This is a genomic window from Nocardia sp. NPDC004582, assembly GCF_053602115.1.
The window spans coordinates 1-2,010 of record NZ_JBSGCY010000285.1 but is presented as its reverse complement, the minus strand read 5'-3'; the positions used below and the strand labels follow the sequence as shown (position 1 = coordinate 2,010).

Here is a 2,010-nt window from a genome sequence, read left to right as displayed (position 1 = left end):
GGCCGAGGCCGCCGAGCTGGTCGAGACCGCCGCGTCCAGGGCGGCGACCTCGGTCACCGCCGCGGCGGCGGAGCCGTTGGTGAGCGGCGCGCCCTCGGCGACACCCTCCTCGTCGGGGTGCTCGGCGTGGGCGGCCATCGCCAGCGCGACCGGGTGAGCCCGCTTGGTGGCGGCCTTCTCGGCCTTCTCCGCCTGGTCCTCGTGCTTCTCGGCCGGTTCCTCGGCCACCGGCTCGACGGCCGGGGCGGTCTCGGCGGCGGCCGCGTTGCGGTCCTTGCGACGACGGCGCGAACCCTCGCGACGGCTCACGCCCTCGCCGCTGTCCCCGGCCGGCGCCGAGGACTCGACCGGGTAGTTGTGCACCAGGATGCCGCGGCCGTGGCAGGTCTCGCAGGTGGTGGAGAACGCCTCGACCAGGCCGGTGCCCAGCTTCTTGCGGGTCATCTGGACCAGGCCCAGCGAGGTGACCTCGGAGACCTGGTGGCGGGTGCGGTCGCGGCCCAGCGCCTCGGTGAGGCGGCGCAGCACCAGGTCGCGGTTGGACTCCAGGACCATGTCGATGAAGTCGACCACGATCATGCCGCCGATATCGCGCAACCGCATCTGGCGCACGATCTCCTCGGCCGCCTCCAGGTTGTTGCGGGTCACCGTCTCCTCGAGGTTGGACCCGCCCGACCCGGTGAACTTGCCGGTATTGACGTCGATGACGGTCATCGCCTCGGTGCGGTCGATCACCAGGGTGCCGCCCGAGGGCAGCCACACCTTGCGATCCAGGGCCTTGGCCAGCTGCTCGTCGATGCGCAGGCTGCCGAACACGTCGACGCCGTTGTTGTCGTAGCGCTCGACCCGGGCCAGCATGTCGGGAGCGACCGTGCGGACGTAGTTCTCGACCGTCGTCCAGGCACGCTCGCCCTCGATGACCAGCTTCGAGAAGTCCTCGTTGAACAGGTCGCGAACCACCTTGACCAGCAGGTCCGGCTCTTCGTAGAGGGTCTTGGGCGCGCCGGAGCCGTTCTTGGACTGCTCCTCGATGGTGCGCCAGGTGGCCTGCAGCCGTTCGACATCGCGGGCCAGCTCGGTCTCGGAGACGCCCTCCGAGGCGGTGCGGATGATGACGCCCGCGTCCTGCGGCACGATGTCGCGCAGGATCTCCTTGAGCCGCTTGCGCTCGGTGTCGGGCAGCTTGCGGGAGATACCGGTCGACGAACCGCCCGGCACATACACCAGGAAGCGACCGGCCAGGCTGATCTGGGTGGTCAGGCGAGCGCCCTTGTGGCCCACCGGATCCTTCGACACCTGCACCAGCACGGTGTCACCGGGCTTGAGCGCCTGCTCGATCTTGCGCTCCTTGCCGCCCAGACCGGCGGCCTCCCAGTTCACCTCGCCCGCGTACAGCACGCCATTGCGGCCGCGGCCGATATCGACGAATGCGGCCTCCATCGACGGCAGCACGTTCTGCACCTTGCCCAGGTACACATTGCCGACCATGGACGCCGAGCCCGTGGAGGTCACGAAGTGCTCGACCAGGATGTTGTCCTCGAGCACCGCCACCTGGGTGGTGGAGGCGGGGTGATCGGCGAAGTGCTTCTCGCGCACCACCATCACCCGGTCCACGGCCTCGCGGCGGGCCAGGAACTCCGACTCGGTCAGGATCGGCGGCCGGCGGCGGCCGGCCTCGCGACCGTCGCGGCGGCGCTGGCGCTTGGCCTCCAGGCGGGTCGAACCGCTGATGCCCTGCACCTCGTCGACCTGGGCGCGGCGCTTGCTGCGCGGCTCGCGCTCGTGCACGACGGTGTTCGGCGGATCGTCGTCGGACACCTCGGGCTCGTTGTCGTCCCCGCCCTTGCGGCGACGACGGCGACGGCGGCGACGGCTGCTCGAACCCTCGGGCACGCCCGCGTCGTCGTCCTCGTCGGCGGTCTCGGTCTCGGCGGACTCGGCCGACTCGTCCTCGGTCTCGGACTCCTCGACGTCCTCGCCGTCGGCGTCACCGTGCTGCTCGCCCCGGCC

The 2,010-nt window shown here is 70.9% G+C and carries 1 protein-coding gene; it reads right to left on the bottom strand.

Annotated features, from left to right (window positions below; translation table 11 throughout):
* A partial coding sequence (locus ACWELJ_RS34020) for an Rne/Rng family ribonuclease (RefSeq protein WP_452370161.1) occupies positions 1–2,010 on the bottom strand: 2,010 nt, incomplete at both ends.